Source organism: Kitasatospora sp. UYEF31, from assembly GCF_057291755.1.
The window spans coordinates 1-25931 of sequence record NZ_JBXAWK010000061.1; the positions used below are offsets into that span (position 1 = coordinate 1).

23 protein-coding genes are annotated in these 25931 nt (G+C 72.3%); 13 read left to right on the forward strand and 10 right to left on the reverse strand.

Translation table 11 applies throughout. From position 1 onward, the window contains the following. Positions 1–156: 156 nt before the first annotated feature. The 5 genes from AC0Z36_RS24370 to AC0Z36_RS24390 all read left to right on the forward strand — a co-directional run bounded on the left by AC0Z36_RS24370 (position 157) and on the right by AC0Z36_RS24390 (position 5734). Positions 157–1407, forward strand: a complete 1251-nt coding sequence (locus AC0Z36_RS24370) for an ATP-grasp domain-containing protein (RefSeq protein WP_485465172.1) — start codon at positions 157–159, stop codon at positions 1405–1407. Beyond that, positions 1404–2732 (forward strand): MDR family MFS transporter, encoded by a 1329-nt coding sequence (locus tag AC0Z36_RS24375; protein WP_485465173.1) that lies wholly within the window; start codon positions 1404–1406, stop codon positions 2730–2732. The genes AC0Z36_RS24370 and AC0Z36_RS24375 overlap by 4 nt, the downstream gene beginning before the upstream one ends. Before the next feature lie 80 nt (positions 2733–2812). Continuing rightward, positions 2813–3772: an alpha/beta hydrolase gene (locus AC0Z36_RS24380; protein ID WP_485465174.1), complete on the forward strand. Its 960-nt coding sequence runs from the start codon at positions 2813–2815 to the stop codon at positions 3770–3772. Next, positions 3759–5054: an ATP-grasp domain-containing protein gene (locus tag AC0Z36_RS24385; RefSeq protein WP_485465175.1), complete on the forward strand. Its 1296-nt coding sequence runs from the start codon at positions 3759–3761 to the stop codon at positions 5052–5054. Before AC0Z36_RS24380 ends, AC0Z36_RS24385 begins: the two co-directional genes overlap by 14 nt. Then, positions 5054–5734, forward strand: coding sequence for a LysE family translocator (locus AC0Z36_RS24390; protein ID WP_485465176.1), 681 nt, complete (start codon positions 5054–5056; stop codon positions 5732–5734). Before AC0Z36_RS24385 ends, AC0Z36_RS24390 begins: the two co-directional genes overlap by 1 nt. An 18-nt stretch (positions 5735–5752) precedes the next feature. On the opposite strand, the gene AC0Z36_RS24395 is transcribed toward AC0Z36_RS24390, so the two are convergent. Next, the gene (locus AC0Z36_RS24395; RefSeq protein ID WP_485465177.1) at positions 5753–7936 is read right to left on the reverse strand and encodes a BTAD domain-containing putative transcriptional regulator; all 2184 of its coding nucleotides are present in this window, start codon (positions 7934–7936) and stop codon (positions 5753–5755) included. 552 nt (positions 7937–8488) lie between these two features. On the opposite strand from AC0Z36_RS24395, the gene AC0Z36_RS24400 reads away from it, so the two are divergent. Both AC0Z36_RS24400 and AC0Z36_RS24405 read left to right on the forward strand, forming a co-directional pair. Further along, positions 8489–9130 (forward strand): RNA polymerase sigma factor, encoded by a 642-nt coding sequence (locus AC0Z36_RS24400; protein ID WP_485465178.1) that lies wholly within the window; start codon positions 8489–8491, stop codon positions 9128–9130. Further along, positions 9127–9903, forward strand: a complete 777-nt coding sequence (locus tag AC0Z36_RS24405) for an MGMT family protein (protein ID WP_485465179.1) — start codon at positions 9127–9129, stop codon at positions 9901–9903. Before AC0Z36_RS24400 ends, AC0Z36_RS24405 begins: the two co-directional genes overlap by 4 nt. Before the next feature lie 56 nt (positions 9904–9959). On the opposite strand, the gene AC0Z36_RS24410 is transcribed toward AC0Z36_RS24405, so the two are convergent. The 4 genes from AC0Z36_RS24410 to AC0Z36_RS24425 all read right to left on the reverse strand — a co-directional run bounded on the left by AC0Z36_RS24410 (position 9960) and on the right by AC0Z36_RS24425 (position 14381). Then, positions 9960–10139 carry a hypothetical protein gene (locus tag AC0Z36_RS24410; RefSeq protein WP_485465180.1) on the reverse strand — a complete coding sequence of 60 codons (180 nt, stop codon included), beginning with the start codon at positions 10137–10139 and terminating at the stop codon, positions 9960–9962. 82 nt (positions 10140–10221) lie between these two features. Continuing rightward, a complete protein-coding gene (locus tag AC0Z36_RS24415; protein ID WP_485465181.1) occupies positions 10222–12816 on the reverse strand; it encodes a cation-translocating P-type ATPase in 2595 nt (864 codons plus the stop codon). Positions 12817–12898: 82 nt separating this feature from the next. After that, complete coding sequence (locus AC0Z36_RS24420; RefSeq protein WP_485465182.1) at positions 12899–13819, reverse strand: universal stress protein; 921 nt, start codon at positions 13817–13819, stop codon at positions 12899–12901. 61 nt (positions 13820–13880) lie between these two features. Continuing rightward, positions 13881–14381 (reverse strand): universal stress protein, encoded by a 501-nt coding sequence (locus AC0Z36_RS24425; protein WP_485465183.1) that lies wholly within the window; start codon positions 14379–14381, stop codon positions 13881–13883. 256 nt (positions 14382–14637) lie between these two features. Here AC0Z36_RS24425 and AC0Z36_RS24430 point away from each other — a divergent pair, with 256 nt between their 5' ends. Both AC0Z36_RS24430 and AC0Z36_RS24435 read left to right on the forward strand, forming a co-directional pair. Further along, positions 14638–17487, forward strand: a complete 2850-nt coding sequence (locus AC0Z36_RS24430; RefSeq protein ID WP_485465184.1) for a bifunctional acetate--CoA ligase family protein/GNAT family N-acetyltransferase — start codon at positions 14638–14640, stop codon at positions 17485–17487. 47 nt (positions 17488–17534) lie between these two features. Beyond that, positions 17535–18437, forward strand: coding sequence for a universal stress protein (locus AC0Z36_RS24435; RefSeq protein WP_485465185.1), 903 nt, complete (start codon positions 17535–17537; stop codon positions 18435–18437). A gap of 117 nt (positions 18438–18554) precedes the next feature. Here the strand turns inward: AC0Z36_RS24435 and AC0Z36_RS24440 are convergent, their stop codons facing one another. Both AC0Z36_RS24440 and AC0Z36_RS24445 read right to left on the reverse strand, forming a co-directional pair. Then, the gene (locus tag AC0Z36_RS24440; protein WP_485465201.1) at positions 18555–20933 is read right to left on the reverse strand and encodes a phosphoketolase family protein; all 2379 of its coding nucleotides are present in this window, start codon (positions 20931–20933) and stop codon (positions 18555–18557) included. Positions 20934–20993: 60 nt separating this feature from the next. Then, positions 20994–21431: a pyridoxamine 5'-phosphate oxidase family protein gene (locus AC0Z36_RS24445; protein ID WP_485465186.1), complete on the reverse strand. Its 438-nt coding sequence runs from the start codon at positions 21429–21431 to the stop codon at positions 20994–20996. 172 nt (positions 21432–21603) lie between these two features. Between AC0Z36_RS24445 and AC0Z36_RS24450 the strand changes: the two genes are divergently transcribed. Then, a complete protein-coding gene (locus tag AC0Z36_RS24450) occupies positions 21604–22134 on the forward strand; it encodes a flavodoxin domain-containing protein (RefSeq protein ID WP_485465187.1) in 531 nt (176 codons plus the stop codon). Between the two features lie 140 nt (positions 22135–22274). Then, entirely contained in the window at positions 22275–22730 is a 456-nt protein-coding gene (locus tag AC0Z36_RS24455) for a Crp/Fnr family transcriptional regulator (protein ID WP_485465188.1), read from the forward strand. Positions 22731–22763: 33 nt separating this feature from the next. Here AC0Z36_RS24455 and AC0Z36_RS24460 read toward each other — a convergent pair whose 3' ends face one another. Together AC0Z36_RS24460 and AC0Z36_RS24465 are read right to left on the reverse strand one after the other, a co-directional pair. After that, a complete protein-coding gene (locus AC0Z36_RS24460) occupies positions 22764–23357 on the reverse strand; it encodes a dihydrofolate reductase family protein (protein ID WP_485465189.1) in 594 nt (197 codons plus the stop codon). 223 nt (positions 23358–23580) lie between these two features. Then, entirely contained in the window at positions 23581–24237 is a 657-nt protein-coding gene (locus AC0Z36_RS24465) for a response regulator (RefSeq protein WP_485465190.1), read from the reverse strand. A gap of 130 nt (positions 24238–24367) precedes the next feature. Here AC0Z36_RS24465 and AC0Z36_RS24470 point away from each other — a divergent pair, with 130 nt between their 5' ends. Beyond that, positions 24368–24931: a terpene synthase family protein gene (locus AC0Z36_RS24470; RefSeq protein WP_485465191.1), complete on the forward strand. Its 564-nt coding sequence runs from the start codon at positions 24368–24370 to the stop codon at positions 24929–24931. Positions 24932–25006: 75 nt separating this feature from the next. On the opposite strand, the gene AC0Z36_RS24475 is transcribed toward AC0Z36_RS24470, so the two are convergent. Continuing rightward, complete coding sequence (locus AC0Z36_RS24475; RefSeq protein WP_485465192.1) at positions 25007–25372, reverse strand: hypothetical protein; 366 nt, start codon at positions 25370–25372, stop codon at positions 25007–25009. A gap of 158 nt (positions 25373–25530) precedes the next feature. On the opposite strand from AC0Z36_RS24475, the gene AC0Z36_RS24480 reads away from it, so the two are divergent. Then, positions 25531–25908, forward strand: coding sequence for a hypothetical protein (locus tag AC0Z36_RS24480; protein ID WP_485465193.1), 378 nt, complete (start codon positions 25531–25533; stop codon positions 25906–25908). Positions 25909–25931 lie beyond the last annotated feature (23 nt).

The window sequence follows — 25931 nt, forward strand, 5'->3', positions numbered from 1 at the left end:
GCGGTTGGCGCCCCCCCTCACCCGGCGGGGGGCGCGGGTGTGCACCCCCCGGGCCCCCCCCGGCGGCCCCCCGGTGCACGGGCGTGGCCCCCCGGGGGGTGCCCCCCCGGGCGGCGCACCGGCCGAACGCATGACGACGAACGAGGAGAGTGGACCATGGTGCGGGACAGCGAGAAGCCGCTTCTGCTGTTGATCGGAAGCAGCGGTCAGCGCAGCAGGGAGTTCATCCTGCGGACGGTGAGCACACGCTACGCGTTGTGGCTCCTCCAGCCCGCACCGGTGAGCTGGGAGGAGCCGTACGTCGTGGGCAGCACGGTCGTCGACAACACCGACCCGCACGCGCTGACTGAGGCCTCCCGGCAGGTGGCCGCCGCGCACGACGTGGCCGGCGTGTTCTGTTATGACGAGGGGCTCGTCACCCCCGCCGCCCATGTGGCGCGGGCGCTCGGGCTGCCGGGCAACTCCCCCGAGACCGTCATCGCCTGCCGGGACAAGAACGCCACGCGGATCGCACTGGAGACGGCCGGGGTGCCACAGCCGGCCTCGATCGGTGTGCGTTCCCTGGCCGAGGCGGAAGCGGCGGCGGAGAAGATCGGCTTCCCCGTCGTGGTGAAGCCGCGCGGGCTGGCCGGCGGGATGGGCGTGCGCAAAGCCGACAGCCCCGGTGACCTGGAAAGCGCCTACCAGGCGGCTTCCGGCGCCTCCTACCCCGGCGTTCCCGTCTTCGACATGTCGGTACTCGTCGAGGAGTTCGCCGACGGCCCGGAGATCAGCGTCGACGCGGTCTTCTTCGACGGGGAGTGCGTTCCGCTCGTCGTCGCCCGCAAACAGGTCGGCCTGGCGCCCTTCTTCGAGGAGACGGGTCACGAGGTGGACGGAGCCGACCCGCTGCTGACCGATACCGGGCTGCTGGAGGCGCTGCGGTCCGCGCACTCCGCGCTGGACTTCCACACCGGTGTCAGCCACACCGAGTTCCGCATCACCGCCGACGGGCTGCGCCTGATGGAGGTCAACGCCCGCCTCGGCGGCGACATGATCCCCTACCTCGGGCAGCTGGCCACCGGCGTCGACGTCGCGATGGCGGCGGCGGACACCGCCGCGGGACGTCGGCCGGACACCGAGGGACGCCACCGCAAAGCCGCGGCCATCGCCTTTCTGTATCCGGACGAGGACATCGAGATCGACGCCGTGACCGTCCACGAGGACCGCTTCCCGGCCGGCGTCCACAGCGCCGACGCGTTGGCGGGCCCCGGTGCGGTGCTGCGACTGCCGCCGCGCGGCTACATCTCCCGCTACGCCCGGGTGATCGCCCTGGCCGACTCGATCGAGCAGGCCCGCGCCGCCCTGCTGAGCGCCCCCGAGATCGTCGAACTCGCCTCCCGCCCGGCGGAGGTACCCGCTCCGTGACGAACACCGGACACGACTCTCCGGAGGGCCGGAAGGCCGCCCGGCCGTCCGTCGTACAGACCCTCCGCGCGATCCCGGGCCCGATCTGGCTGGTCCTGGTCGGCATGCTGATCAACCGGCTGGGCAACTTCCTCCAGATCTACCTGGTGCTCTACCTCACCGACAAGGGCTTCAGCACCTCTGCGGCCGCTTTCGCGCTCGGCGCGTACGGGGTGGGCTCGGTCGTCGGCGTCCTGGCGGGCGGTTCCGTCTCGGACCGGGTCGGCTACGCGTGGACCATCGTCGGCTCCATGGCGCTCGCCGGCCTGCTCACCCTCAGCCTGGTCTACCTCGACAGCCTGCCCGTGGTGATCACGGTGGCCGCGGTGATCGGCGTGGTGGCCCAGGCCTACCGGCCCGCCTCCTCGGCGCTGCTGGTGGAGGCCACTCCCGAGGAACACCACGTGATGGTGTTCGCCGTCTACCGCATGGCGTTCAACCTCGGCACCACGGCGGGCCCACTGCTCGGCGCCCTGCTCATCAGCTACTCGTACAACCTGATGTTCTACGTCGACGCGGTGACGTCAGTTGGCTTCGCCCTGTTCGCCCTGGTCCTGGTCCGCTCCGGCGCGACCGCCGGTTCCGGCGGCCGGGAGCCGGACGCCGACGGCCGGTCGTACCTGGCCGTGGTACGCGACCGACGCTACCTACTGTTCCTGCTGGCGCTGTTCCTCAACGCCGTCGTCTACATCCAGCACACCTCCGCGCTGCCACTCCAGCTCAGGGCCGACGGCCACGGACCGACGTTCTACTCCACCCTGCTGACGCTGAACGCGGCCATGGTCATCTGCCTGGAATTGCTGTTCACCAAATACGTGCAGCACCTCCCGGGCCGGTTCGCTGTCGCGCTGGGCGTCGGCCTGGTGGGCGTCGGCATGAACCTGTACGTGGCCGGCCCCGGCATGGCCGTGTTCGTGATCGCGACGGTGGTGTGGACGGTCGGCGAGATGATCGGCACCCCGACCGCCTCCGCCTGGCCCGGCAAGGTCGCCCCCGCGCACCTGCGGGGCCGCTACATCGCCGCCTCCGCATTCCCCATGCAGATCGGCTACGCCGTCGGCCCGGTAATCGGCATCGCGGCGTGGCAGGCGTCGGCAGCCTCCGTGTGGTGGCTGTGCGGAGGCCTGACCGCGGTCGCCGTCGTCGTCACCCTGATCGGCATGGCCGAACCCCCCGCCGACAAGAAGCAGCGGGCCGCGGACCCCGCACCGGCCGACGCCGATCCCGCCGAACCGGCCGGTGCGGTGCCCCGCTCCACCGAACCGGCGACCGCCGAAACACCCTGAGCCCATCCCCCATCCCCCGTGCCCCATTCCGTGCCGCAGTTCTCCGGCACGCCCTGATCCGGAAGTGAGCGAAGCTGCCCATGGCCTACGCAGACGGCATCGAGAAATTCGTGGAGACGGTCGACGGCGCCCTGCCGCCGGACTTCTACACCTACCCCGTCGAACAACAGCGCGCCCTGTACGACGGGCTGACCGAGGTGCTCCCGATCCCCGTGCCCGAGGGCGTCAGCCACCGGGACGCGACCGTCACCCACAGCGGGCGCACCGCCCGGATCCGCATCTACGAGCCGGCCCAGCGTACGGGCGACGCCGTGCTGTTCTACATACGCGGCGGCGGCTTCGTCATCGGCTCGCTCCACAGCCACCACAGCCTGGTCGCCGAACTCGCCGACCGTACCGGCCTGGTAGCGATCGCCCTGGACTTCGACATGGCTCCGGAGAACGCGCACCCCGGCCCGCTGGAGGACTGCTACGCCGGACTGTGCGGCACCCTGGCGAACCTGCCGGAGCTCGGGCTCGACTGCATCGACCCCGAAGGCGCGGTGCTCTGCGGAGAAAGCTCCGGGGCCAACATGGCCGTCGTCCTCTCGATGATGGCGCGCGACCGGGGCGGCCCCCGGCTGCGCGGCCAGGCGGTGATCAGCCCGGTGCTCGACTTCACCCGGTGGCGGCACGGCGGCGAGGACGCGCCCCTGCTCTCCGGCGGGGAGATGGAGTTCTACACCGCCTGCTACTGCCCGCAGCCCGAGCAGGCGGAGCACCCGTACGTCTCACCGCTGCTCACCGGCGCGTTCCACGACCTGCCGCCCGCCTACGTCGTGGGCTGCGAGATGGACTCGCTGCGCATCGACGCCGAGAAGTACACCGCCCGGCTGCGGCAGAACGGGACGCCGGTGACGTACGTCATGGAGGAGGGCATGGTGCACGCCCCGGTGCGCGCCCGCCGGATCAGCGAGCCGGCCGGGGAGTTCTTCGCGCGCTACTGCGACGCGGTGGCCGGCCTGGCGGCCGGAGAGGCGACCGACCGTGACGAACGCTGAGTGGGGTTCGGGCGCACCGCAGGGCCCCTGTGTGATCGTCGACCCGTACTCCTCGGGGGCCCTGTTCGCGGAGGCGCTGGCCGAGCACGGCGTCCCGGTGGTGGCGGTGGTCACCGGCCCCCGGCCGCCGGAGGCCTACGCCTCCTCCTACCGGCCGCAGGACTTCCCCGAGATCATCGTGTACGAGGGCGACCTGGAGGCCGTCGCGGAGCGGTTGCGGGCGCTGGACCCGCGCTGCGTCCTGGCCGGCTGCGAGTCCGGGGTGGAACTGGCCGAGCGACTCGCCCCGCACGTGGTGCCCGAGCGGTGCAACATACCCGAACTCGCGGCGGCGCGACGGGACAAGAGCAGCATGGCGGCCGCCGTCGCGGCGGCGGGCCTGCCGGTCATCCCGCAGATCTGCACCGCCGACGCCGACGAGGTGGCGACCTGGCTGGAACGCGAGGGCCTGACCGGGGCGGACCTGGTCGTCAAACCGCCCAAGAGCGCCAGCACCGACGGTGTGATCAAACTGGCCGGCGGCAAGGACTGGCGGGCGGTGTTCACGCGCCAGCTCGGCCGGGTCAACCAGTTCGGCGAGATCGACGACCGCCTCCTCGTCCAGAAGTTCGTCACCGGCACCGAGTACGTGGTCGACACCTTCAGTCACGACGGGAAGCACGCCCTGGTCGACGTGTGCGCCTATCGCAAGATCGACAACGGTCCGCACATGGCCGTCTACGACACCATGCGATGGCTCCCGCCGGACGATCCGGCCCTCCCCGGCCTCACGGAGTACGTCTTCGGCGTCCTGGACGCGGTGGGTCTGCGCTTCGGCTCAGCCCATGTCGAGGTGATGGGCACGGCGGAGGGACCGCTACTCATCGAGCTCGGTGCCCGCCCCCACGGCGGCGGCCAGCCGCGCTTCAACCGCAACGCCACCGCCGACAGTCAGATCGACCGGACCGTGCGCTGGTTGACCGGGGGTGAACTCCCGCAGGGCTACGAACTGCTCGTCCACCAGATGTGCGTCTTCCACATCGCGCCCCGCTCCGGAACCGTCCGCGGCACGGCGGCCTTGGACGGCATCCGCAGCCTCCCCAGTCACCACTTCTCGATCCAGAACCTGGCCGACGGCGACCACGTCCCCGCCACCCGGGACCTAGTCGACAGTCTCAACTTCGGATTCGTGATCCTCGCCCACCCCGACGAGGAGCAGATCCAGCGGGACTACGAGGCCGTCCGGGCCGGGGAGCGCCAACTTTCCATCGAGGAGCAGCGATCAACACCGCCGCGTTCCTGATGAGTTCCCTGGTCGTGATCATGGCGCCCGGCCCCGATCTCGTCCTGATCACCGGTCTGGTGTTGAACGGGTCCGTGCGGGTGGCCACCGTCGCCGCGCTCGGCATGATCACCGCGGGGGCCGTCCAGGCCGGGCTCGGCGCGGCCGGGCTGGCCGCGCTCCTCGCGGCCCGGCCGGAGCTCTTCGCGGCCTTCCGGTGGGCCGGCGCGGTCGTTCTGCTCGGATGGGCCGTGCTCGCCCTGCGGCGGGTCGCCGGCCGAGCCGACGCCGAAACTCCGGCACCGTCACCCCACACCACGGCCGCGGTCCCCGCACACACACCGGGTGAGCCGCCCGCCGGACCCCCGCCGCCCGGACCGGTGGAGACGGGGAACGCCGGCCCTTCGGTGCGGCAGGCTTTCGTGCAGGGCCTGCTGTGCACCGGGTCCAATCCCAAGGTGGGCATCTTCCTGATGGCCTTCCTGCCCCAGTTCGTTCCCCCGGGCATGGCCCCCGAGATCGGCGTCCCGCTGCTGGCCGCCTGCTATCTGACCCTGGGTCTGGTCTGGCTCCTCACCTGGATGAGGCTGGTCCACCGGCTCGCCCGGCACCTGCGGTCCCCGCGGATGCGGCGGATCGCCGACAGTCTCACTGCCGCCGTGTTCGGTGTCTTCGCGGTCCGGCTGGCACTCGGCGGGTGAACCCGGCCCGCGTCCGCGTCACACCGTCCGCAGCCGCCGCTCCACGTCCTCCCGCAGCACCAGTCCGCGCGCGTAGCGCAACAGTGGAGCGGGGAGGGAGAACCGGTTGGGCGCGCACTCCCGGAGCAGGCTCACGCCGACCAGGCGGCGCAGTGCGCGCGTCGCCTCCAGCGGAGTCGTCCCCGCCAGGTCCGCCACGGTGTATGCGCTGACGAGCCGCCCCTCGGTCCGCGCGAACAGCCGGAAGCAACGGCGCAGGGATTCCGGCAGGGACACGTAGGAGAGTTCGAACGCCGCATGGACCGCGGAGAACAGGTCGTCGTCCTCGACCGACAGGTCCCGGAACGCCCCGGCCTCCTGCAACTCCACGCAGAGCTGGGCGATACCGACCCCGGGATGTTCCGCGAGGCGTGCCGCCAGAAGCCGGATCGCCAGCGGCAGACCTCCGCAGTGCCGGTTCAGTGCCCTCGCGGCCAGCGGCTCGGCCCCCACACGCCCGTTCCGCAGCAGCCGGGCCAGCAGGGTGAGCGCCTCGTCCTCACCGAGCACGTCGAGGTCGAGCCGCGGCACACCGTCCCGGGCCACCAGTCCCGGCAGGGTGTCGCGGCTCGTGACGAGGACCGAGCATCCCGCCGTCCCCGGAACGAGCGGACGGATCTGGCTCTCCTCACGCGCGTTGTCCAGCACGATCAGCACCCGTTTGCCCGACAGCAGGGTGCGGTACAGGTTCGCGGCTTCGTCGAGGGCGCCGGGGATCTCCCCGTCCGCGACTCCCAGGGCGCGCAGGAACGAGGCGAGGACCTCTCCCGGGTGCAGCGCCCGCCGGTCGGCGTACCCGTGCAGGTCGACGTACAACTGCCCGTCCGGGAACCGTTCGCGCGCCCGGTGCGCCCAGCGCACGGCCAGCGCCGTCTTGCCCACGCCGGGGAAACCCGTGACCAGCGCGGCCGGGACCTGCCCGCCGCGCTCGCCTGCGGCGAGGAGCAGCCGGTCCAGCCGTTTCAGCTCGGCGCCGCGGCCGACGAAGCCCGTGCTCGCGGCCGGTGTCTGGGACGGCCGCAGCCTGGGCGACGCGGCGGCCGGTCGCCGCGGGGGCACCGCTGCCGCGTCGGACGCGGCCTGCCCGGCCACCGGTCCCGTCCTCGGCCACGGAAGTTCCTGGTGCAGGATCCGCAGGTGGGCGCGGCGCAGTTCGTCACCCGGCTGGACGCCCAGCTCCCGGTCGAGTCCGCGGGTCACCTCGGAGAAGATCCCCAAGGCCTCCCGCTGCTCCCCGCAGCTCGCCAGCACCAGCATCAGCCGCGCCTGAAGGCCCTCGTGCAGCGGTTCCTCCTCCGCGGCGCCGCGTAACGCCCGCAGCACCTGCTCGGGCTGCCGCAGTTGCAGGGAGAGATCCGTGTACAGCAGCAGGCTCTCCACCCGCTGCCGGGCGGCGGCCGTGGCGGCGGGGTGGTGCGGCAGCAGCGGTTCGCCGGCCAGGAGTGGCCCGCGCCAGCAGCCGTAGGCGCGTCCGGCCAGTTCATGGGCCGCTTCCGCCTCTCCGGCCCCGTGCGCCTGCCGCGCCCGCGCCGACAGATCCTGGAACTGGGTCAGGTCGACCTGGTCACGCTCCAGCGCCAGCACATAGCCCGTGTGCGTGCGCGCCAGGAACGAGGGGGCCGGTGCCCCCGCCGTGGGAACGGGGAGAAGCAGCACCCTGCGTGCCTGGCTGACATAGGTGTGGACCAGGTTCTGGTACGACCGCGGCGGGTCCTTCGGCCACAGCGCGTGGGTGATCTCCCCCAGGCCGGCCGGTTCCGGGTACCGCAGGGCCAGCAGGGCCAGCAGTCGCCGCACCTTGGCCGTGTGGACGTGTGTCTCGACGCCGCGGTACCGGACGGACAGCGGACCGAGGATGCCGATGTGGAGTCGCTCGCAGCCGGGGCGCACGGCATCGCGCGCGGGCGACGACAGCTGCCGCACAGCGTCCGTGTCGAGGTCCAGCACATCGGCCAGGAGTCGCACGGTCCGCGTCTGCGGTCGGTGCACCCGGCCGTGTTCGATGTCCCGGAGGACCCGCACGCTCACCCCGGCGCGTTCCGCCAGCTCGCGTTGCGTCAGTCCCGCTCGTCCCCGGAACGAGCGAAGCCGTTCACCGAACGACCAACTGCCGCCTGCTAAGGCTTCGTCCGCAGTTCTCGTGCCGCGTACGCGGTTCCCCATGTCATGCCCCTGATGGCCGAGGTGCAGCGCGGTTTCCTCACCGGCGGCTGCGAGCGGAAAGTGTGCGACGACAACGCCGGAATGCGCGGGCGCTGTCCGGCGGGGCGTCTGGACCGTCAGGTCGCCGTAGGGCGCCGGTGTGGGTACGACAGGAAAGGAAGGCGGGAGAGCAACGCCTGGAAGATTGTTTCTCCATTGTCCTGCGTAAAACGGTCGACACCGTGCCTCCCCCGAGACCCTGCAGGATCGTGAACAATCCGGACCGTGAGGGACTGAGCACAGCGCCCACGGCCCGGGCGCAACTGTAGCTTTCCGGTGCGGAGCCTGTCACCACTCCGGACCTGTCCGTGCCCACGGTCGTTCCAAGACCGGTGACCAGGGAAATGTACGCGCGGTGCACGCGCCGGGAGTCGGCGTCCACGGGCGGGAGCAACGCCTCAGGCCCTCGTGCGCGGGCCGCACGCCGAAGCGGCCCCGGGGCGGGCGGGTCCGTGGGAGGGTGCCGGTGCAACGTCCTTACGCGGCCCGGTGTTTACAAGGACAATGGACGAGATGACTCTCCCGCTGACGGAACAGCTCGCGACCGACCTGGACGACGGGTTCACCGAACTCGTCCGCACCCAGGCGGGCACCGTGCGCTCGGTTCTGCTGCGGCTCTCCGGCTCCGCGCGGGACGCCGAGGACCTGGGCCAGGAAACGTTCCTGCGCGCCTACTCCGCCCTGCGGGAGTACCCCCCCGAGCGCCGCAGACAACTCCAGCCGCGTGCCTGGCTGCTCACCATCGCGGCGAATGTGTGGCGGAACCACGTCCGCACCCTGAGCCGTCGGCCCGGCGTCGCCGACGGTGTGGAGGTGGCGGGCATCGAGATCCTGGACGGTTCTCCGGGGCCGGAGCAGCTCGCGCTCGACGGGGCACGCCGGTCCCGACTGGTGGCCGCGCTGTCCGGGCTGCCGGACCATCACCGGCTGCCCGTGGTACTGCGGCACATCGGCGAGCTGAGCTATCGGGATATGGCCGGGATCCTGGACTGTCCCGTCGGCACGGTGAAGGCCCAGGTGTCGCGGGGGCTCGCCGCCCTGCGCGCGGAGCCCGTCTTAGCCGCCGACCGGACATCGTACGCAGCGGCCGGGGGAACGACGGCGAAGACGGCACACGAACCGGCCCGGAATGAAAGGAAGGAGGCGACGGGATGAGACTGTCGGACGAGTTGAACACATTGCGCGAGGCGGAACCTGCGGGGTTCGCGGCACGCGTGCTGGACCGCGTCGGCGTACCGGCACATCGCTACGACTGCTACGTACGGACCGACTCCCCGGTCGGCCACCTCTACGTCGCTCACGGGCGGGGCGCGGTGACCGGCGCCGCCGCCACGGCCTGGTACGCCGACGACCGGGCGTTCGAGGACGCCTACCGGGCCCGGACCCAGCGGTCGGTACTTTCCGGGGTCAAGCCCCCGCCAGGTCTGGTGCGGGCCCTGCGCGGCCGGGACCGGACCCTGCGCTACGACTTCGGGCCGCTCGCAGACGAACAGCTCGCGGTCCTGCAGGCGACCCGGGCCATCCCGTTCGGGCAGTTGCGTCCGGCGGCCTGGCTGGCCCGCGAGGCCGGACTGCCGGGTCTCGCACCCGAGGCGGTCGCGGCGGCGGTTTGGGCCAATCCCGTCCCCGTGCTCGTGCCGGCGCACCGGCTGTGCCAGGACGACGGGCTGCCGGCGGACTGCGGGCTGCCGGCCGGGTTCGAACGGAGGCTGCGGGAATGGGAGGGCGTGGACGCCGAGCGGGTGGAGCGGTTCGTACGGGCGGGCACCCGGTTCCTGGGCAGCGGGACCACACGGATCTTCTGCTACCCGACGTGCGCGCACGCGCGCCGCATCACCGCCCGCCACGAGGTGCCCTTCACTTCGGCCGGCGAGGCCGTCTCCGCCGGATTCCGGGGCTGCCGCAGCTGCCGGCCGGCCGTCGTCTGACCGGCGGGCCGGTCCGGGTCCGCCGCTTCGAACGAGGGAAGTAGGGCATCCGGCCGCTATGGACAAAGATTGAGGAGAGGGTCGGGATCCGCGGCGACGAGCCTGGGCGCGAGACCCGCGCCGGTCGACCAGAAGCCGCCGATCACAAGGCCGACGAGCGCCCGCGCGACGAGCACGGTCCAGAACGCCGGTGCGCACGCGGTCAGTACGTTCGCCGCCGCGAGCCAAGCTATCAACGCCGTCAGTACGATCCGGCGGTCCAGATGCCCGGCTGTAACAGCAGGTCAAAGGCCGGGCGCACGATCCGCGTGGCAGCGGCTACGCCGCGACAGCGCCCTGTCCGCGGCGCAGCGACATCCACGACGCGAACCACCGGTCGGCGCGGGCCGCGGCGAATCCGGCCACCACACCGGCCAGAGCGGGCAGCAGGTCCAGGGCGGGCAGGGAGTCGGTGCCCAGGAGGTCGCGCATCACCGGGACGTACACGCCGCCCAGGCCCAGCAGCGCTGAGGCCAGCACCGCGCCGGGCAGGAACAGGTTGGCGCGGGCCAGGAGCCTGGGGCGAAGCCCCAGGACGACGCCCAGTTGCGCGCCCAGGAGGGTCAGGAACAGCAGGGTCTGCCAGGCCCGTGCGGTGTGGTCGGCCCAGACGCCGGCGGTGAGGCTGACGGCGGTGACGAGCAGGCCCAGGCGCAGGATGCGCTGCCACAGGCCGTCGCCGAGGATGTTCTGGCCGGGCGGGCGCGGGGCGCGCCGCATGGTGCCGGGGTCGGCGGGTTCGGCGCCCAGCGCGACGCCGGTCAGGCCGTGGGTGAGCAGGTTGATCCACAGGATCTGGGCGGCGAGCAGCGGTACGGCCAGGCCGAAGGCGGGGGCCAGGAGCATGACGGCGATCTCGGCGGTGCCGCCGGCCAGCGCGTAGACGAGGAAGCGCCGGATGTTGTCGTAGACGCGGCGGCCTTCTTCGACGGCGGCGACGACGGTGGAGATGTCGTCGTCGGCCAGGACGAGGTCGGCGGCCTGGCGGGCGACTTCGGTGCCGCGCTGTCCCATGGCGACGCCGATGTCGGCACGGTGCAGGGCGGGGCCGTCGTTGACGCCGTCGCCGGTCATCGCGGTGACGGCGCCGCGGGTCTGCCAGGCCTGGATGATCGTCAGTTTCTGCTCGGGGGTGGTGCGGGCGAACACCCGGGCGGTGGTGGGGTCCAGCGTGGGCCGGCCGGTGAGGTCGGCGCCGGTGAGCACCGTGTCGTCGTCCGCGTCGAGGATGCCCAGGCGGTGGGCGACGGCCCGGGCGGTGGCCGGGTGGTCGCCGGTGATCATGACGGGGATGATGCCCGCCGCGCGGCACGCGGCGACGGTTTCCCGGGCCGCTGCCTTGGGCGGGTCGTTGACGGCCGTCAGGCCGAGCAGGGACATGCCGTGTTCCGCCGTTTCAGCATGGTCGGGTACGTGGTCGAGGGGGCGGGCCGCGACGGCCAGCACCCGGTAGCCGTCGGCGGCGAGCCGGTCGGCTTCGGCCCGGGCGGCGGTCAGTTCCTGCGGTGTCGCGTCGAGGAACTCCGGGGTCAGGACGACCTCCGGGGCTCCCTTCAGTACGGCGTGCACCCGGCCGTCGGCGTCCCGGTGCACGGTGGTCATGCGTTTGCGTCCGCTGTCGAAGGGGGCTTCGGCGACGCGTGGGCTGCGCGCCGGCAGGGCGTCCAGGTCGACACCCGCTTTGCCGGCGGCGGTCAGGAGCGCGGCCTCGGTCGGGTCACCCAGCGCCGTCCAGTGGGTGTCCGGCGCGTGCGGCGGCACCAGTGCGGCGTCGTTGCACAGGGCCACCGCGGTGAGGAGCCGGCTTATGTGCGGCACCGTGAGATGCGGCGCCGTACGTGATCCGTCGACTGGTTCTCCGCCGACGACCAGGTCTCCGGCGGGGGCGTAGCCGGTGCCGGTCAGGGTGGCGGTCCCGGCCGGCGTCCACAGTTGCTCGGCGACCATGCGCCCTTCGGTGAGGGTGCCGGTCTTGTCGGTGGCCAGGACGGTCACCGAGCCGAGGGTCTCCACGGCCGGGAGGTTGCGGACGACGGCGTGCCGGGCGGCCATCCGGCGGGCGCCGAGCGCCAGGCCGAGGGTGACGACCGCGGGCAGCGACTCGGGGACGGCCGCCACCGCGAGGCTGATGGCCGACACCGCGGTGGCCTCCAGCGGCTGGCCGCGCAGCAGGCCGAGGACGAACACCAGCAGGCACAGGGCGATGACGACGACGGCGAGGATCCGGCCGAGCTTGGCGAGACGTTTCTGCAAGGGGGTGGGTCCGGGGCGGTCGACCAGGAGCGCCGCGATGCGGCCCAGGGCGCTGCCGGCACCGGTCGCGGTGACTTCGGCGACCGCGCGTCCGCGCAGGACGACGGTCCCGGCCTGGAGGAGGCCGCCGGTCTCCTTGTCGACCGGGACGGACTCGCCGGTGAGCATCGACTCGTCCACGAGCAGCGCGGACGCCTCGGCCAGCACGGCGTCGGCGGGCACGATGTCACCCTCGTCCAGCAGGACGACGTCGCCGGGGACGACGTCAGTCGACGGGACTTCCCGCCCGGTACCGCCGCGCAGCACCCGGACGGTGGGTGCGGTCAGGTCCGACAGGGCCGTCACGGCCCGGTCCGCGCGGATCTCCTGGGCAACGCCGACGATGGTGTTCACGGTCACGACGAACACGATGACCGCGGTGTCCGCGAAGTCCCCGGTGGCGGTGGTCAGGACGGCCGCGGCGAGCAGGACGAGCACGAGCGGGTCGCGCAGCTGGGCGGCGACGCGCGCCCACACCGGTGTCCGCCGGGTGTGGGCGACGGTGTTGGGGCCGTGTCCGGCCAGGCGTTCGGCGGCCTGGCCGGGCGTCAGGCCCCGGGCAGCGGTCGGGGTGTCGAGCATCGTCCTCCACCGTTCGGTGTCAGGGCGGCCCGGACCCGTGGCGTACGGGGCCGGACCGCGTGGCCGGGAAACTGCCGGGGAGTCAGCCCCGACCGCTGTCGTCCGCGTCGTCGGCGCCGTCCCGCGGCACGACCACCACCGGGCAGTGCGCGTGGTGCAGCAGGCCCTGGCTGACCGAGCCGAGCAGCATGCCGCGGAATCCGCCGGCCCCGCGTGAGCCCACGACCAGGCACAGCGCGTGCTCGGACAGTCCGCTGAGCACCTTCACCGGGTGCCCGAAGGCGATGTCCTGCTCGACAGGTACGTCGGGGTACTTCTCGCGCCACCCGGCGAGGGTCTCCGCGAGCCGGATCCCGGCGTCCTGCACCGCCTCGCTGACGGTCATCGGGCCGAGGATGTTCGGCTGGAGGCGGTCGGCCCGCACCGCGAGCAGCGTCGCACCGCGCAGTGACGCCTCCTCGAACGCATACGTCAAGGCCCGATCGGCGGTGTGCGACCCGTCGACGCCGACGACGACCCGGCGCGGGGACTCGCCGACGGTGTGCTCGGGGCCGCGCACGACGGCGACCGGGCACGGGGCGTGCGCGGCGAGCGGCACCGCGATGCCGCCGCCCGTCAGCAGCTCGGCGGCCGAGGAATGGTGCCGGGAGCCGAGGACGACCATGTGGGCGTGCGGGGCTTCCTTACGCAGGACCTTGACCGGCGTCCCCGCGATCATTTCCGCTTCCGTCTCCAGCTTCGGGTGCCGCTCCAGGACCGCCGCACGGGCCGTGTCGAGGGACTGCTTCCCGATGTCGCGGAAACGCGAGCTCCAGGAGTGCGACTGCCCGGGGACCGGACTCCGCTCGGCGTTCGGCGGCCAGTCCAGGGCGTGGACCAGGCGCAGCGGCAACCCCCGCCGGGACGCCTCGTCGGCGGCCCACAGGACGGCGAGCCGTCCCGCGTCGGTCTGTTCGACTCCGACGACTACCGGCGTACGTCCCGGGAACGGGTGACTGTTCACGTTGGCTCCTCCAGCTCTGGCTTTGACTTCGTCCGGGTCCGGCGCGCTGCCGGGCCTGTCATCACTGCGCCGCCGGCGGCACGAACACCACCGGCACCGTGCTGTGCCGCAGGCAGTACAGGCCCACCGCACCGGGGACGTCCGGCGAACTGATCCCGCTCGTTCCCAGGACCAGCAGGTCACCGCCGTGCGCCCGGTCCACCAGGACGCGCCCCGCCGGTCCGTGCAGTGGGGCGGTCATGATCCGCTCGGGCGTGGCCGGCGCCTGCAGCAGGTGGTCGAGGGCGTTCTGGAGACGTTCGCGGGCCGCCTGGGCGCGCTCTCCGGTCCCGGTGAGCGTCGGCAGTTCGGAGTCGGGGTCCTCCCAGACCGAGACCAGGTCCAGGACCGCGCCCCGCTCCCCCGCCTGCCGCGCCGCCCACAGGAGCGCCGCGGTGCAGCCGAACGAACCGTCCAGGCCCACGATGATCCGCGGTGCCCTGCGGTCCACAGCGGAGTCCTCAACCTCCACCACCCTGTCGCCGTAAACGATCGCCTGTGTTTCGACTGTCCTGCCGGTCATCGTCATCGCCGCCTGTCCGTCCGCCTGTTCTGCCTGTCCCCGACCACGATGGCCGGTCGCGTACGGACGGAACAGGGCCGGTAGGACCCCCTGGGGGGGGCCTGGTGGCCCGGCACGGACCCCGCCCGCCAGGGAGTCCGCGCCACCCGGGCCGAACGGCCCGGTCCGCCGGTGCGGTCGGCCCTGTGCGCAGCCGCGGCACACGGCGAACCTGGGTCCACCGGCCGCCGACGTGGCCCCGGGAGAGGAGTCGGCGATGCCGAAGACCATGACGGACAACGGCGTGTGGGCCCTGACATCGGACGGCGCGACCGTCCACCTGCGGACACCCGCCCCAGGCGACGGGGACGCAGTGCTGGCCATGCACCGTGCCATGTCGGCGGACAACCTGCACCTGCGGTTCTTCGGCACCTCCGACAGCGCCGTACGACAGACCGCCCAACGGGTGTGCACCCCCCGGCGGCCCGGCTGCGGCGCACTCATCGCCCTCACCGGGAACGGCACCGGCGGGGACACCGTCGTCGGCGTCGGCGAGTACATCGCCACCGGCACCCCCGGCGAAGCCGAACTCGCACTCGTGGTCGCCGACGCCTGGCACGGCCACGGCATCGGCACCCTCCTGATCGAACACCTGGTCGCCGCCGCCCGCGGGGACGGCGTCCGGGCACTGGTCGCCGAGACCCTCCCCGACAACCGCGGGATGCTCCGGGTGTTCGCCGACTCCGGCCTCCCAGTACGCAGCCGCTACGAGGACGGCGTCGTGCAGTCGGTCATCCCCCTGGACTTCGACACCGACGACACCGTGTACGAGAAGTACCTCGAGGTGCTCGGCAGCCGCGAAGGCCTCGCCGACGTCGCCGGACTCGCCCGACTGTTCCACCCCCGCTCGGTGGCCGTCGCCGGCGCCGGACAACGCTCAGCCTCAGTCGGCCGGGCCCTGCTGCGCAACCTCCAGGACGGCGGCTTCACCGGCACGCTCACGGTCCTGCACCCGACAGCGCAAAAGATCGACGGCGTACGGGCCTACGCCACAGTCGGCGACCTCCCGCAGGCCCCCGACCTGGTGGTCGTCGCGGTACCCGCCGCACAGGTGCCCGAACTGGCCGAGGAATGCGGCCGGGCCGGGGTCGGCAGCCTGGTCGTCGTCACCTCCGGACTGACGCCCGGACAGGGCGAACTGCTCCGGACGGCCTGCCGCCGCCACAACATGCGGATGGTCGGCCCCAACTGCCTGGGCATCACGCAGACGGAACCGGAGACCGCCCTCAACGCGACATTCGGGGCCCCGACCCCACTACCGGGGACCGTCGGGGTGGCCGTGCAGTCCGGCGGCGTCGGCCTCGCCCTGACCGGGCAGCTGACCCGCCTGGGCATGGGCACCTCAACCTTCGTGTCACTCGGCGACAAATACGACGTCAGCGGCAACGACATGCTCCAGTGGTGGGAGGCCGACGGCCGCACCCGCCTGGCCGTGCTGCACCTGGAGTCCTTCGGCAACCCGCGGAAGTTCTCCCGGATCGCCCGCCGGGTGGGCCGCCGGATGCCCGTACTGACCGTCGACGTCGGCCGCAGCGAGGCCGCCCGCCGGGCCGCCGCATCCCACACGGACGCCACAGTCCCCCCTGCCGTGGCCCGCGGCGCCCTGTTCGCCCAGGCCGGGGTCACCGCGACCCGCAGCCTCGGCGACCTCGTCGCCGTCGCCGCCCTACTGCACTCCCAGCCACTGCCCGACGGCCCGTCCGTCGCAGTCATCGGCAACGCCGGCGGCCTCGGAGTGCTCACCGCCGACGCCTGCGTAGACGCCGGACTGGCCGTACCGCGCTTCAGCCGGGACCTCGAACGCGAACTCCAGACGCTCCTGCCCGCGGGCGCGGCGTGCGCCAACCCGGTCGACGCCACCGCCACCGTCGACCCCGAGCGGCTGCGCGCCTGTGTGGAGCACGTCCTGGCCTCAGGCCACGTCGACGCGGTCGTCCTGGCCCTGGCCCCCAGCCCACTGGGGACACCCCTGACCGGGTTCCTCGAAGGCGTGGACGTCCCGCCCTTCCCCGCTGCGCCCCCGTACACCGTCACCGTCCTGGGCACGGACCCCGACGCCGCGCCCTGCCGCGAACGGACCCCGTACGACGCCCTCTCACCCCACCCCACCGACCGGGTGTGGCCACAACCCCCGCACACCCGGCCGATCGTCGCCGTCGCCCCCGAACGGGCCGTCACCGTCGACCTCGTGCCCACCGGCACCGGCGGCAGACTGCCCGTCTACAACGACGCCCACACCGCCGCCACCGCCCTCGCACACGCCGTCGACCGCGCCCTGTGGCTCACCCGCCCACGCGGCACCGTGCCCCGCCCCGACGGCATCGACAAGGACGCCGCCCGCACCGTCATCACGGACTTCCTGCACCTGCACCCCGGCGGCGGCCGGCTGCCACCGCACGCGACCGCCCAGCTCCTGGCCGCCTACACCATCCCGCAGATCCCCTGGCGCTACGTCAGCACCACCGACGAAGCCGTCCACGCGGCCCGCGAAATGAGTCCACTCGGCCCCGACGGGCGGATCGCGCTCAAGGCGTACGGCCCCGGCATCGTCCACAAGTCAGACCTCGGCGGCGTCCACCTCAACCTGCACGGCGACGACCAGGTCCGCGCCGCCTTCACCGACCTGACCCGCAGACTCGACGCCGCCATGACCGGGGCCGTCGTCCAGCCGATGGCCGCCCCCGGCGTCGAACTCCTGGCCGGCGTCACCCAGGACGAAACCCTCGGACCCGTCGTCGTCTTCGGCACGGGCGGCACCTCCACCGCCGTCACCGGCGACCACAACGCCCGGCTCACCCCCCTCACCGACCTCGACGCCGCCGCACTGATCACCGGCTCCCGGCTCGCACCCCTCCTCTACGGCCCGCACGGCACCGACCCCGTCGACACCGACGCCCTGGCCGACACCCTGCACCGCCTCTCCCACCTGGCCGAAGACAACCCACAGGTCACCGAAGCCAGGCTCAACCCACTGACCGCCCGCCCCGACGGCGTCACCGCCGTCGACGCCCACATCCACCTGACCCCACGCACCTGGCACGACCCCTACCTACGGCAACTGCGCTGAACACCCACGCCCGGCAGCACACGACACCAACTCCCCAGGAGACAACCATGAGCACCACCCACCCCGTCCCCGACCTCGGCGTCCTCGTCGGCTACGACGGCTCCCCCGGCAGCGGACACGCCCTCACCTGGGCCGCCCGCACCGCCGCCGAAGCCAAGACACCGCTGTACATCCTCACCGCCGTCCCGACCGGCGGCCGCGCAACGACAGAAGTATGGGAGAACCCCTCCGTCCGCGAAGCCGCGAACATCCTCCTCAAGAAGGCCGTCACCCAGGCCCAGACGACCCACCCCCACCTCCAGGTCGAAGCCGAACTGCGCAACGGCCCCGCCGCCGACGCCCTCCTGGAAGCCAGCGGACGCGCCGACCTGATCGTCGTCGGCAGCCGCGGCCACGGCGGATTCACCGGCCTGCTCCTAGGCTCCGTCTCCCTGCGCGTCTGCGCCCACGCCACCTGCGCAGTCGTCGTCGTACCCGACGACCCGGCCAAAGCCACCGGAATCGACATCGTGGTCGGCGTCGACGACCACACCGACACACCCGCCGTCGAATTCGCCGTCGCCCAGGCCCGCCGCACCGGCGGCACCGTCACCGCCGTGCACTCCTGGAACATGCCGATGTACGCAGCCGGCATGGCCACACCCATGGCCGTCGACACCACCGGGATCGCCGACAGCGAGAACGCGGTCCTGGAGGACACCCTGCGCGACGTCCGCGCCCGGACGCCCGACGTGACCATCGAGTCCGTCGTGACACTCGGCACCCCGGCGTCCGTCCTCATACAAACCGCAGCGCACGCCGGACTCCTGGTCGTGGCCGCCCACCGCGGCCACGGGGCGTTCCCGCTGCGCCTGGGGCCGACCACACACGCGGTGCTGCACCACCAGCCCTGCCCCGTCGCGGTGGTGCCGGTGAAACACAAGGCACGCAAGGCACACAAGACACCATAGGACGCACGGAAACCCGGCCCCCGCGGCGGTTACGCGGGGGCCGGGCTCCTGTGCGCGCTCCTGAACGCCGACCAGCCGGTCACGGCCGCCAAACCCAGTCGAGCACCGGTCAGCCGGTCACTGGCTCCAGGCCCAGTCCCGCACCTCCGGCATGTCCTCCCCGTACTCCCTGATCCACACCCCGTGCCGCGCCCGCAGATCCTGCATGTGCTGCCGCAACCCAGCCGCCCGCCGACCCAACGACGGCACCCGGTCGATCACATCGATCACCCGCTGGAACCGGTCCATGTCATTGAGCACCACCATGTCGAACGGCGTCGTCGTCGTCCCGAACTCCTTGTAACCCCGCACGTGCACCTGCCCGTGACCATGCCGCCGGTACGTCAACCGGTGGATCAGCCACGGATACCCGTGGTACGCGAACACCACCGGCACATCCGTACCGAACAAAGCGTCGTACTCCCCGTCCGGCATCCCGTGCGGATGCTCACTCTGCGGCAGCAACCGCATCAGGTCCACCACATTGACCACCCGCACCCGCAGGTCCGGCAGATGACGCCGCAGGATGTCCGCCGCCGCGACCGTCTCCAGCGTCGGCACATCCCCCGCACACGCCAGCACGACGTCCGGCTCACCGTCGTCGTTCGACGCCCACTCCCACACACCCGCACCCCGCGCACAGTGCGACGCGGCCTCCTCAGCGCCCAGCCAGTCGTGCGACGGCTGCTTCCCCGCCACGATTACGTTCACGTAGCCGCGGCTGCGCAGCACGTGGTCCGCCACCGCCAGCAGCGAGTTGGTGTCCGGCGGCAGGTACACCCGTACGACCTCGGGACGTTTGTTGATCACATGGTCGATGAACCCGGGGTCCTGGTGCGAGGCCCCGTTGTGGTCCTGCCGCCACACGTGCGACGTCAACAGGTAGTTCAACGACGCGATCGGCGGACGCCAGTCGATCCCACTGGACGCGTGCAACCACTTGGCGTGCTGGTTGAACATGGACGACACCACATGCGTGAACGCCTCATAGCTGGAGAACACCCCGTGCCGGCCGGTCAGCAGATAGCCCTCCAGCCAGCCCTGGCAGGTGTGCTCGGACAGCATCTCCACCACCCGGCCGTCAGGTGCCAGGTGGACGTCCAGGTCGGTCACCGGGTCCTGCCAGGCCTTCGCGGTGACCTCCAGGACCGCACCCAGCCGGTTGGACTCCGTCTCGTCCGGGCCGAACACCCGGAACGTGCGCGCCGCCGCCGTCGCGGCCATCACATCGCGCAGCATCTCCCCCATCGCCCGCGTCGGCTCGGACATCGACGTGCCGGGCTTGTCGACCCGCACGGCGTACTGCCGCCGGTCGGGGACCGGCAGGTCACGCACCAGCAGACCACCGTTGGCGTGCGGCGTAGCGCCCAGCCGCAGATCACCCTCCGGCACGTTGGCCAGCACCGCAGCCCGCGGCCGCCCGCCCGTGTCGAACAGGTCCCCGGGGCCGTACGAGTCCAGCCACCGCTCCAACTGCGCCAGGTGCGCCGGGTTCTCCCGCACACCCGGCAACGGCACCTGGTGCGACCGCCACGTGCCCTCCACCGGCACCCCGTCGACCGCGTCGGGGCCCGTCCAGCCCTTGGGTGTGCGCAGCACGATCATCGGCCAGCGCGGCCGGACCCGGGCGCCACCGTTGCGCGCCGTGTACTGGAACGCGTCGATCGCGTCCAGGCAGTCGTCCAGCGCCCGCGCCATCGCCCGGTGCACCACCGCCGGATCGTCGCCCTCCACGTAGCACGGGGCCCAGCCGTAGCCGGTCAGCAGCGCGTGCAACTCCTCCTGCGGGATCCTGGCCAGCAGCGTCGGGTTGGCGATCTTCCAGCCGTTCAGGTGCAGGACCGGCAGCACCGCGCCGTCGGTGGCCGGGCTCAGGAACTTGTTCCCGTGCCACGACGTCGCCAGCGGCCCCGTCTCGGCCTCCCCGTCACCGACGATGCACGCCACCACCAGGTCAGGGTTGTCGAACGCCGCGCCGAACGCGTGCGACAGGCTGTAGCCCAGCTCACCGCCCTCGTGGATCGAACCCGGCACACCCGGCGCGATGTGGCTGGGCACCCCGCCGGGGAACGAGAACTGCTTGAACAACTCCCGCATACCCGCCGCGTCCCGCGGCACGTCGGGGAAACGCTCCGAGTACGTACCGTCCAGCCACGACGCCGCCAGCGCCGCCGGCCCCCCGTGCCCGGGGCCCGTCACGTGCATGACGCTGCGGCCCCGCTCACGGATCACCCGGTTCAGGTGCGCGTACACCAGGTTCAGACCCGGCGACGTACCCCAGTGCCCCAGCAGCCGCGGCTTGATGTGCTCCGGCCGCAAAGGCTCGGCGCGCAGCGGATTGTCCTTCAGGTAGATCTGGCCGACCGTCAGGTAGTTCGCCGCCCGCCACCACGCGTCCACGGCGGTGAGGTCAGGCTCCGGGTGCGGCGTGGGGACAACGGCTGTTCCGGGCGTCATGCAGACCTCCAGTTTGGTTCGAATACTCACATGCCCACCTGCTCACGTGCCCAGGGTTCATCAATGCGGCCGCGCGACCGTCCCCCACCCCGCAACGGACACCTCCGTGGACTGCCCCGCCACCAGCTCGGCGTCGATCCGGATCACACTCCCGTCCGGCCCCGCTGCCCACGCCGGGGGAATACAGGCCGACAGCCGGGCCCGTTCCACCGGGTCGAGCACCTCCCGCGCCACCCCGGTGATCGTCACACTCCACCCCCGCCGCAGCTCCAGGTCGAACCGGTCGACCTCGAACGCCACCACCGCACCCTCCAGCGCACGGGCCACCCGGGAACCCGAAGCCGCGTGGAACACCACGTCGTCACCCACCAGCGCGAAGTTCACCGGCCGGATCGCGGGCATCGCCCGCAGCGTGAACACGACCCTCCCCAGCGCCGAGCCGCGGACCAGGTCCAGGGCCTCCCGACGTCCGAGCCCGCGCATCGCCGAATCGTCCACTTCCCCGCTCCGTCCTCACCAAGGCACTTCCGGCTACCAGGTCCCATCGTGGATCGCGCGTGCCCGCCTGTTCAGGGCCGCCCGGCCCGCGGACCCGGGCCGGGCGGCCCTGTCACACCACCGGACACCGCACACATCGTGAGGTCGTACCAACAGTCAGGGAGATGACGCCATGACAGTCCTCGTCGCCTACGAAACCGTCCACGGATCAACCCGCGAAATCGCCGAACGCATCGCCACCCGCCTCACCGGCAACGGCGTCCAAGCCGTGGCCGCCGACATGGCCTCGGCCCCGGACACCCGCGACTACGACGCGTTCGTCCTCGGCAGCGCCGTCCACAACGCCCAGTGGCTCCCGCCGGCCGCCGAATTCCTCGTCAACCACACGGCAGCGGTCACCACACGCCCCGTCTGGCTCTTCAGCGTCGGCCTCACCCGCGCCCTCGGCGGCACCTTCCAGCGCACGGCCAGGACACCCGACGCCGTCACCGCCCTACCCGGAACACTGGACGTACGCGACCACCACACGTTCGCCGGCGCCGTCCACAAAGACCACTTCCCGCCGCTGGGCCGCATCGCCTTCCGCTTCGGCGGCGGACGCTTCGGCGACTTCCGCGACTGGGCCGAGATCGACGCGTGGGCCGACGGCATCGGCCTGGCGCTGCGCACGGGCCGCCCGGCGCGGGTCGCGCCGGAGAAATAGCAAAGCCATCGCGTACGGGGTCGTGGCTTGCGACGTCGCACCCGCGGTTCCGTGGCCGGGCAGAGGGATCGCGTACGGGCCGGCACGCGGGCAGGCCGATGCGGCCGGACCCGGCACACACCAGCGGAAGGGGCTCAGTGATGACGTACACCACCGGACTGCTCGGGCGGCTCCCCGAACCGCACGCCGAGCGGCTGCGGTCACTCGGCGAAGACGTGGTCTTCCCGGCGGGGACCCGCATCTTCGACGAAGGAGCGGCGGCGAGCCGGTTCTACCTGCTCGACAGTGGCGCGGTCACCCTCGACCTGCACGTCCCCGGCCGCCGGGCGGCCGTGGTGGACAAGTTGGGCCCGGGTGACCTGCTCGGCTGGGGTTGGCTGTTCCAGCCCTACCGCTGGCACCTGGGCGCAACCGCCGTGGGCACCGTACGGGCGGTGGAGTTCGACGCGGCGGCCGTGCGCGCCGAGTGTGGGCGCGACCCCGCGTTCGGCTACACCCTGGTGCTGCTGTGCGCCAAGGTGATCGCCGACCGGCTGCAGGCCGACCGGGTGCGGCTGCTCGACCTGTACGGGCCGTACGGTGTCGGCGTGCGGTGACGTGACCGCCCCGCCGGCCCGCCCGGCACCCGGCTACCCCGCGGTGACCGGCCGGTAGGTGCACACCTGAACGCCCGTGCCGCTGGTGACCGCGGAGACCAGTTCCAGGGTGCGCAGTCCACCGTCGGCGGGGAAGACCGACTTTCCGCCGCCCAGCAGCACCGGCATGACCATGAGCCGCAGTTCGTCGACCAGGCCCTCGCTCAGGAGAGTGCGTACGAGTGTGGGGCTGCCCATGGCCACCAGGTCGCCGCCGTCGGCCGCGCGCAGCTCCCGGATGCGGGCGAGGGCGTCGTCGCCGGGGATGAGCGTGGTGTTGTCCCACGTCAGCCGGTCGTCGCCCAGCGTCCGGGACACGACGTACTTCGGCAGGGCGTTCATCCGGTCGGCGAACGGGTCGCCGGCCCGCCCGGGCCACGCGGCGGCCATCGTCTGCCACGTGCGGCGCCCGAACAGCAGCGCCCCGGCCTTGGCCGTCACGTCGTCGAAGGCGCCGCCCACCGTCGGGTCGAAGAACGGGTGCGACCAGCCGCCGTGGGCGAAGGCGCCGTCGTCGTCCTCACCCTGTCCGCCGGGTGCCTGCACGACGCCGTCCAGGCTGATGAACTCACTGACCACAATGCGCATGGGGTTGATCCTCTTCTTCGTCTTCTTCGTTCCGGGTGGCGTACACCAGTGGAGACTGCCGTGCCGCCGGAAAATCATCGCTCCGCGCCGGTCCCGGCGCTGTGACGTGGGCCACAGGGTGACCCCGGAGTCTCCGCGCAGGACCACCGGCAGGTCCGCCCACCGGGGGAACCGGGCGCGCGGGTACCGCCGGACCGGGCCGAAGGGCCCTCGGACGGAGAACTCAGGTGTCGCGTCCCTGCCGCCCGGTGCCGTGCTGCAACTCCGTCGCGTACACCGCCGCCTGCACCCGGCGCTCCAGCCCGAGCTTGTTCAGCACGGCGGACACGTAGTTCTTGACCGTCTTCTCCGCCAGCCCGAGCTGTTCGGCGATCTCCCGGTTCGTCAGGCCCGTGGTGATGTGCACGAGCACCTGCTTCTCCCGCTCGGTCAGACCCGTCGGCGTGACCGCGGCCACGGGCCCCCGGCGCACCCGGTCCAGGACCCGGGCGGTGACCGCCGGGTCGAGCAGCGACTGCCCGGCGGCGACCGTGCGCACCGCCGTGACGAGGTCCTGCCCGCGGATCTGCTTGAGCACGTAGCCGGCCGCACCGGCCATGATCGCGGCGAACAGGGCCTCCTCGTCGTCGTACGACGTGAGGATCAGAGCGTTGATCTCCGGGTTCCGGGACCGCACGTCACGGCACACGTCGATGCCGCTGCCGTCGGGCAGCCGCCCGTCGAGGATCGCCACGTCGGGACGCAGCGCCGGGATGCGCCGGACGGCTTCGGCGGCCGACCCGGACTCGCCGACTATCTCGATGTCGGGCTCCGCGCCCAGGAGGTCGGCGAGGCCTCTCCGGACGACTTCGTGGTCGTCGAGCAGGAAGACCCGGATCATGGGCTGGCCTCTTCACATGTGGCGGTCCCGCCCGGGCCGTCCGGTCGGCGGGCGGTGGCCGGTCCTCACCGTAGCCCCGGCCCGGGGGATAAAAACCCCCGAAGGCCCCCACCCGACGAAAACGCCCCCCGTGAAGTCTTTCCCATACACCGAGATGCGCAGGCAGACCTTCGGCTCCGACCTCACCATGCGCCTGTCCCGGCTGGCCCACGGCAGGACCGTCCCCGCCGGGGTCTACGACACCCGCCCCGTCCGGGCCATGGAGTCGGCAGCGGCCGACGTCGCGTGCCTGATCAACGACGTCTTCTCCAACCAGAAGGAGGTCCAGTTCGACGGGGAGATCCACAACGCGGTCCTGGTCGTGGAGAACTTCCTCTCCTGCGACCGGCAGGCCGCCCTGCGCATCGTGCACGACCTGATGACCGCGCGCACGCGCGAGTTCGAACACGTGGTGGCCACCGGCCTGCCCGCCCTGTACCGCGACTACGGCCTCGACGCCGAAGCGCGCGCCACCCTGGACGGCTACGCGCAGGAGCTCAAGAACTGGCTGTCGGGCATCCTCAACTGGCACGAAGGGTGCGACCGCTACCGCGAAGCCGAACTCCTGCGGCAGGTCACACCCCCGGCCCCGCGGTGGCGCGGACCGGCGGGCCTGGGCACCTCGGCGGCCCGCGTCGGCGCCGCACACCGCTGAGGCCGGCCCGACACGAAGAGCCCCCGGCGACACTACGTCGCCGGGGGCTCCCGCACCGAAACCTCCTACCCGGCGTCAGGACAGGTCAGGACCCGAACCCAGAGCGTCGAGGTCGGCGACCGGGACCGCACGCGCCAGCGACGCGTCGAAGCCGTAGCGGCCCATCGCCTCATCGCTGGGGATGAACATCTTCTCGCCGCCGTTGACCACGAACAGACGCTGCGCGTCGTCCTGCCTGGCCAGATAGGCACCGCCGTCCAACGCGGGCCCCTCGTCGATGTCACCGAGGTCCATGGCTTCGACGCCGTCCCAGCTCGACCACAGCCTGAAGTACTGCTCCTCGCCGGTGAGCGACCGCCGGGCCCCGTCGACCACAAGGTAGACCTTCGGATCGTCGTCGGCCTTGACGCGCTTACCGTTGAGCTCCGGGTGTACAGCCACTGCACGCTCCTTGGATTCAGCCGCCGCACACGTACGACAGCCGCAAGCCCCACCCCTCGTGATTCACCGTAAACGCTCCGCCACGTTCCGGCATGTCGGGCGGTACCCTGCGGGGTCCGGACAAGCCCGTCCGGCCCCGCACAACGGACAGGACAACCGTGGAAGCCCGCTGCGTCATCTGCGGCAACGACCTCCAGGCGGCCAGGCCCAACGCCGGACTCACCTCACCGGGCCGCACCCGCATCGGCCGGCCGCCGCGCTACTGCTCCCCCGCCTGCCGCACCCGCGCCTGGCGCCGGCGCACCGCACAACCCCACACACCGGCACAGACCTACGAGGCCTCCGTACGCGAAGATCCCACCGACCGGCGGACCCTGGAGATCGACGCGGCCGCCAGCCGGATTTCAGCCATCGTCGACAGCCTGGCCGCCACGACGGACCCGGACGGCGTCGCCGGGCTACTGGCGCGACTACGCGCCGAAGTGGATCTGCTCGCCCGCGTCACCGCACCACAACCCGCGAATACACCCCAGTAACATTGCACCCAGATTGATCCTCC

What these genes read in the sequence shown, in the direction of transcription:
- AC0Z36_RS24370 (WP_485465172.1), top strand. Translation starts at nt 157, where the DNA reads ATGGTGCGGGACAGCGAGAAGCCGCTTCTGCTGTTGATCGGAAGCAGC.
- AC0Z36_RS24380 (WP_485465174.1), top strand. Translation starts at nt 2,813, where the DNA reads ATGGCCTACGCAGACGGCATCGAGAAATTCGTGGAGACGGTCGACGGC.
- AC0Z36_RS24390 (WP_485465176.1), top strand. Translation starts at nt 5,054, where the DNA reads ATGAGTTCCCTGGTCGTGATCATGGCGCCCGGCCCCGATCTCGTCCTG.
- AC0Z36_RS24395 (WP_485465177.1), bottom strand. Translation starts at nt 7,936, where the DNA reads ATGGGGAACCGCGTACGCGGCACGAGAACTGCGGACGAAGCCTTAGCA.
- AC0Z36_RS24400 (WP_485465178.1), top strand. Translation starts at nt 8,489, where the DNA reads ATGACTCTCCCGCTGACGGAACAGCTCGCGACCGACCTGGACGACGGG.
- AC0Z36_RS24405 (WP_485465179.1), top strand. Translation starts at nt 9,127, where the DNA reads ATGAGACTGTCGGACGAGTTGAACACATTGCGCGAGGCGGAACCTGCG.
- AC0Z36_RS24415 (WP_485465181.1), bottom strand. Translation starts at nt 12,816, where the DNA reads ATGCTCGACACCCCGACCGCTGCCCGGGGCCTGACGCCCGGCCAGGCC.
- AC0Z36_RS24425 (WP_485465183.1), bottom strand. Translation starts at nt 14,381, where the DNA reads ATGACCGGCAGGACAGTCGAAACACAGGCGATCGTTTACGGCGACAGG.
- AC0Z36_RS24430 (WP_485465184.1), top strand. Translation starts at nt 14,638, where the DNA reads ATGCCGAAGACCATGACGGACAACGGCGTGTGGGCCCTGACATCGGAC.
- AC0Z36_RS24435 (WP_485465185.1), top strand. Translation starts at nt 17,535, where the DNA reads ATGAGCACCACCCACCCCGTCCCCGACCTCGGCGTCCTCGTCGGCTAC.
- AC0Z36_RS24440 (WP_485465201.1), bottom strand. Translation starts at nt 20,933, where the DNA reads ATGACGCCCGGAACAGCCGTTGTCCCCACGCCGCACCCGGAGCCTGAC.
- AC0Z36_RS24450 (WP_485465187.1), top strand. Translation starts at nt 21,604, where the DNA reads ATGACAGTCCTCGTCGCCTACGAAACCGTCCACGGATCAACCCGCGAA.
- AC0Z36_RS24455 (WP_485465188.1), top strand. Translation starts at nt 22,275, where the DNA reads ATGACGTACACCACCGGACTGCTCGGGCGGCTCCCCGAACCGCACGCC.
- AC0Z36_RS24460 (WP_485465189.1), bottom strand. Translation starts at nt 23,357, where the DNA reads ATGCGCATTGTGGTCAGTGAGTTCATCAGCCTGGACGGCGTCGTGCAG.
- AC0Z36_RS24465 (WP_485465190.1), bottom strand. Translation starts at nt 24,237, where the DNA reads ATGATCCGGGTCTTCCTGCTCGACGACCACGAAGTCGTCCGGAGAGGC.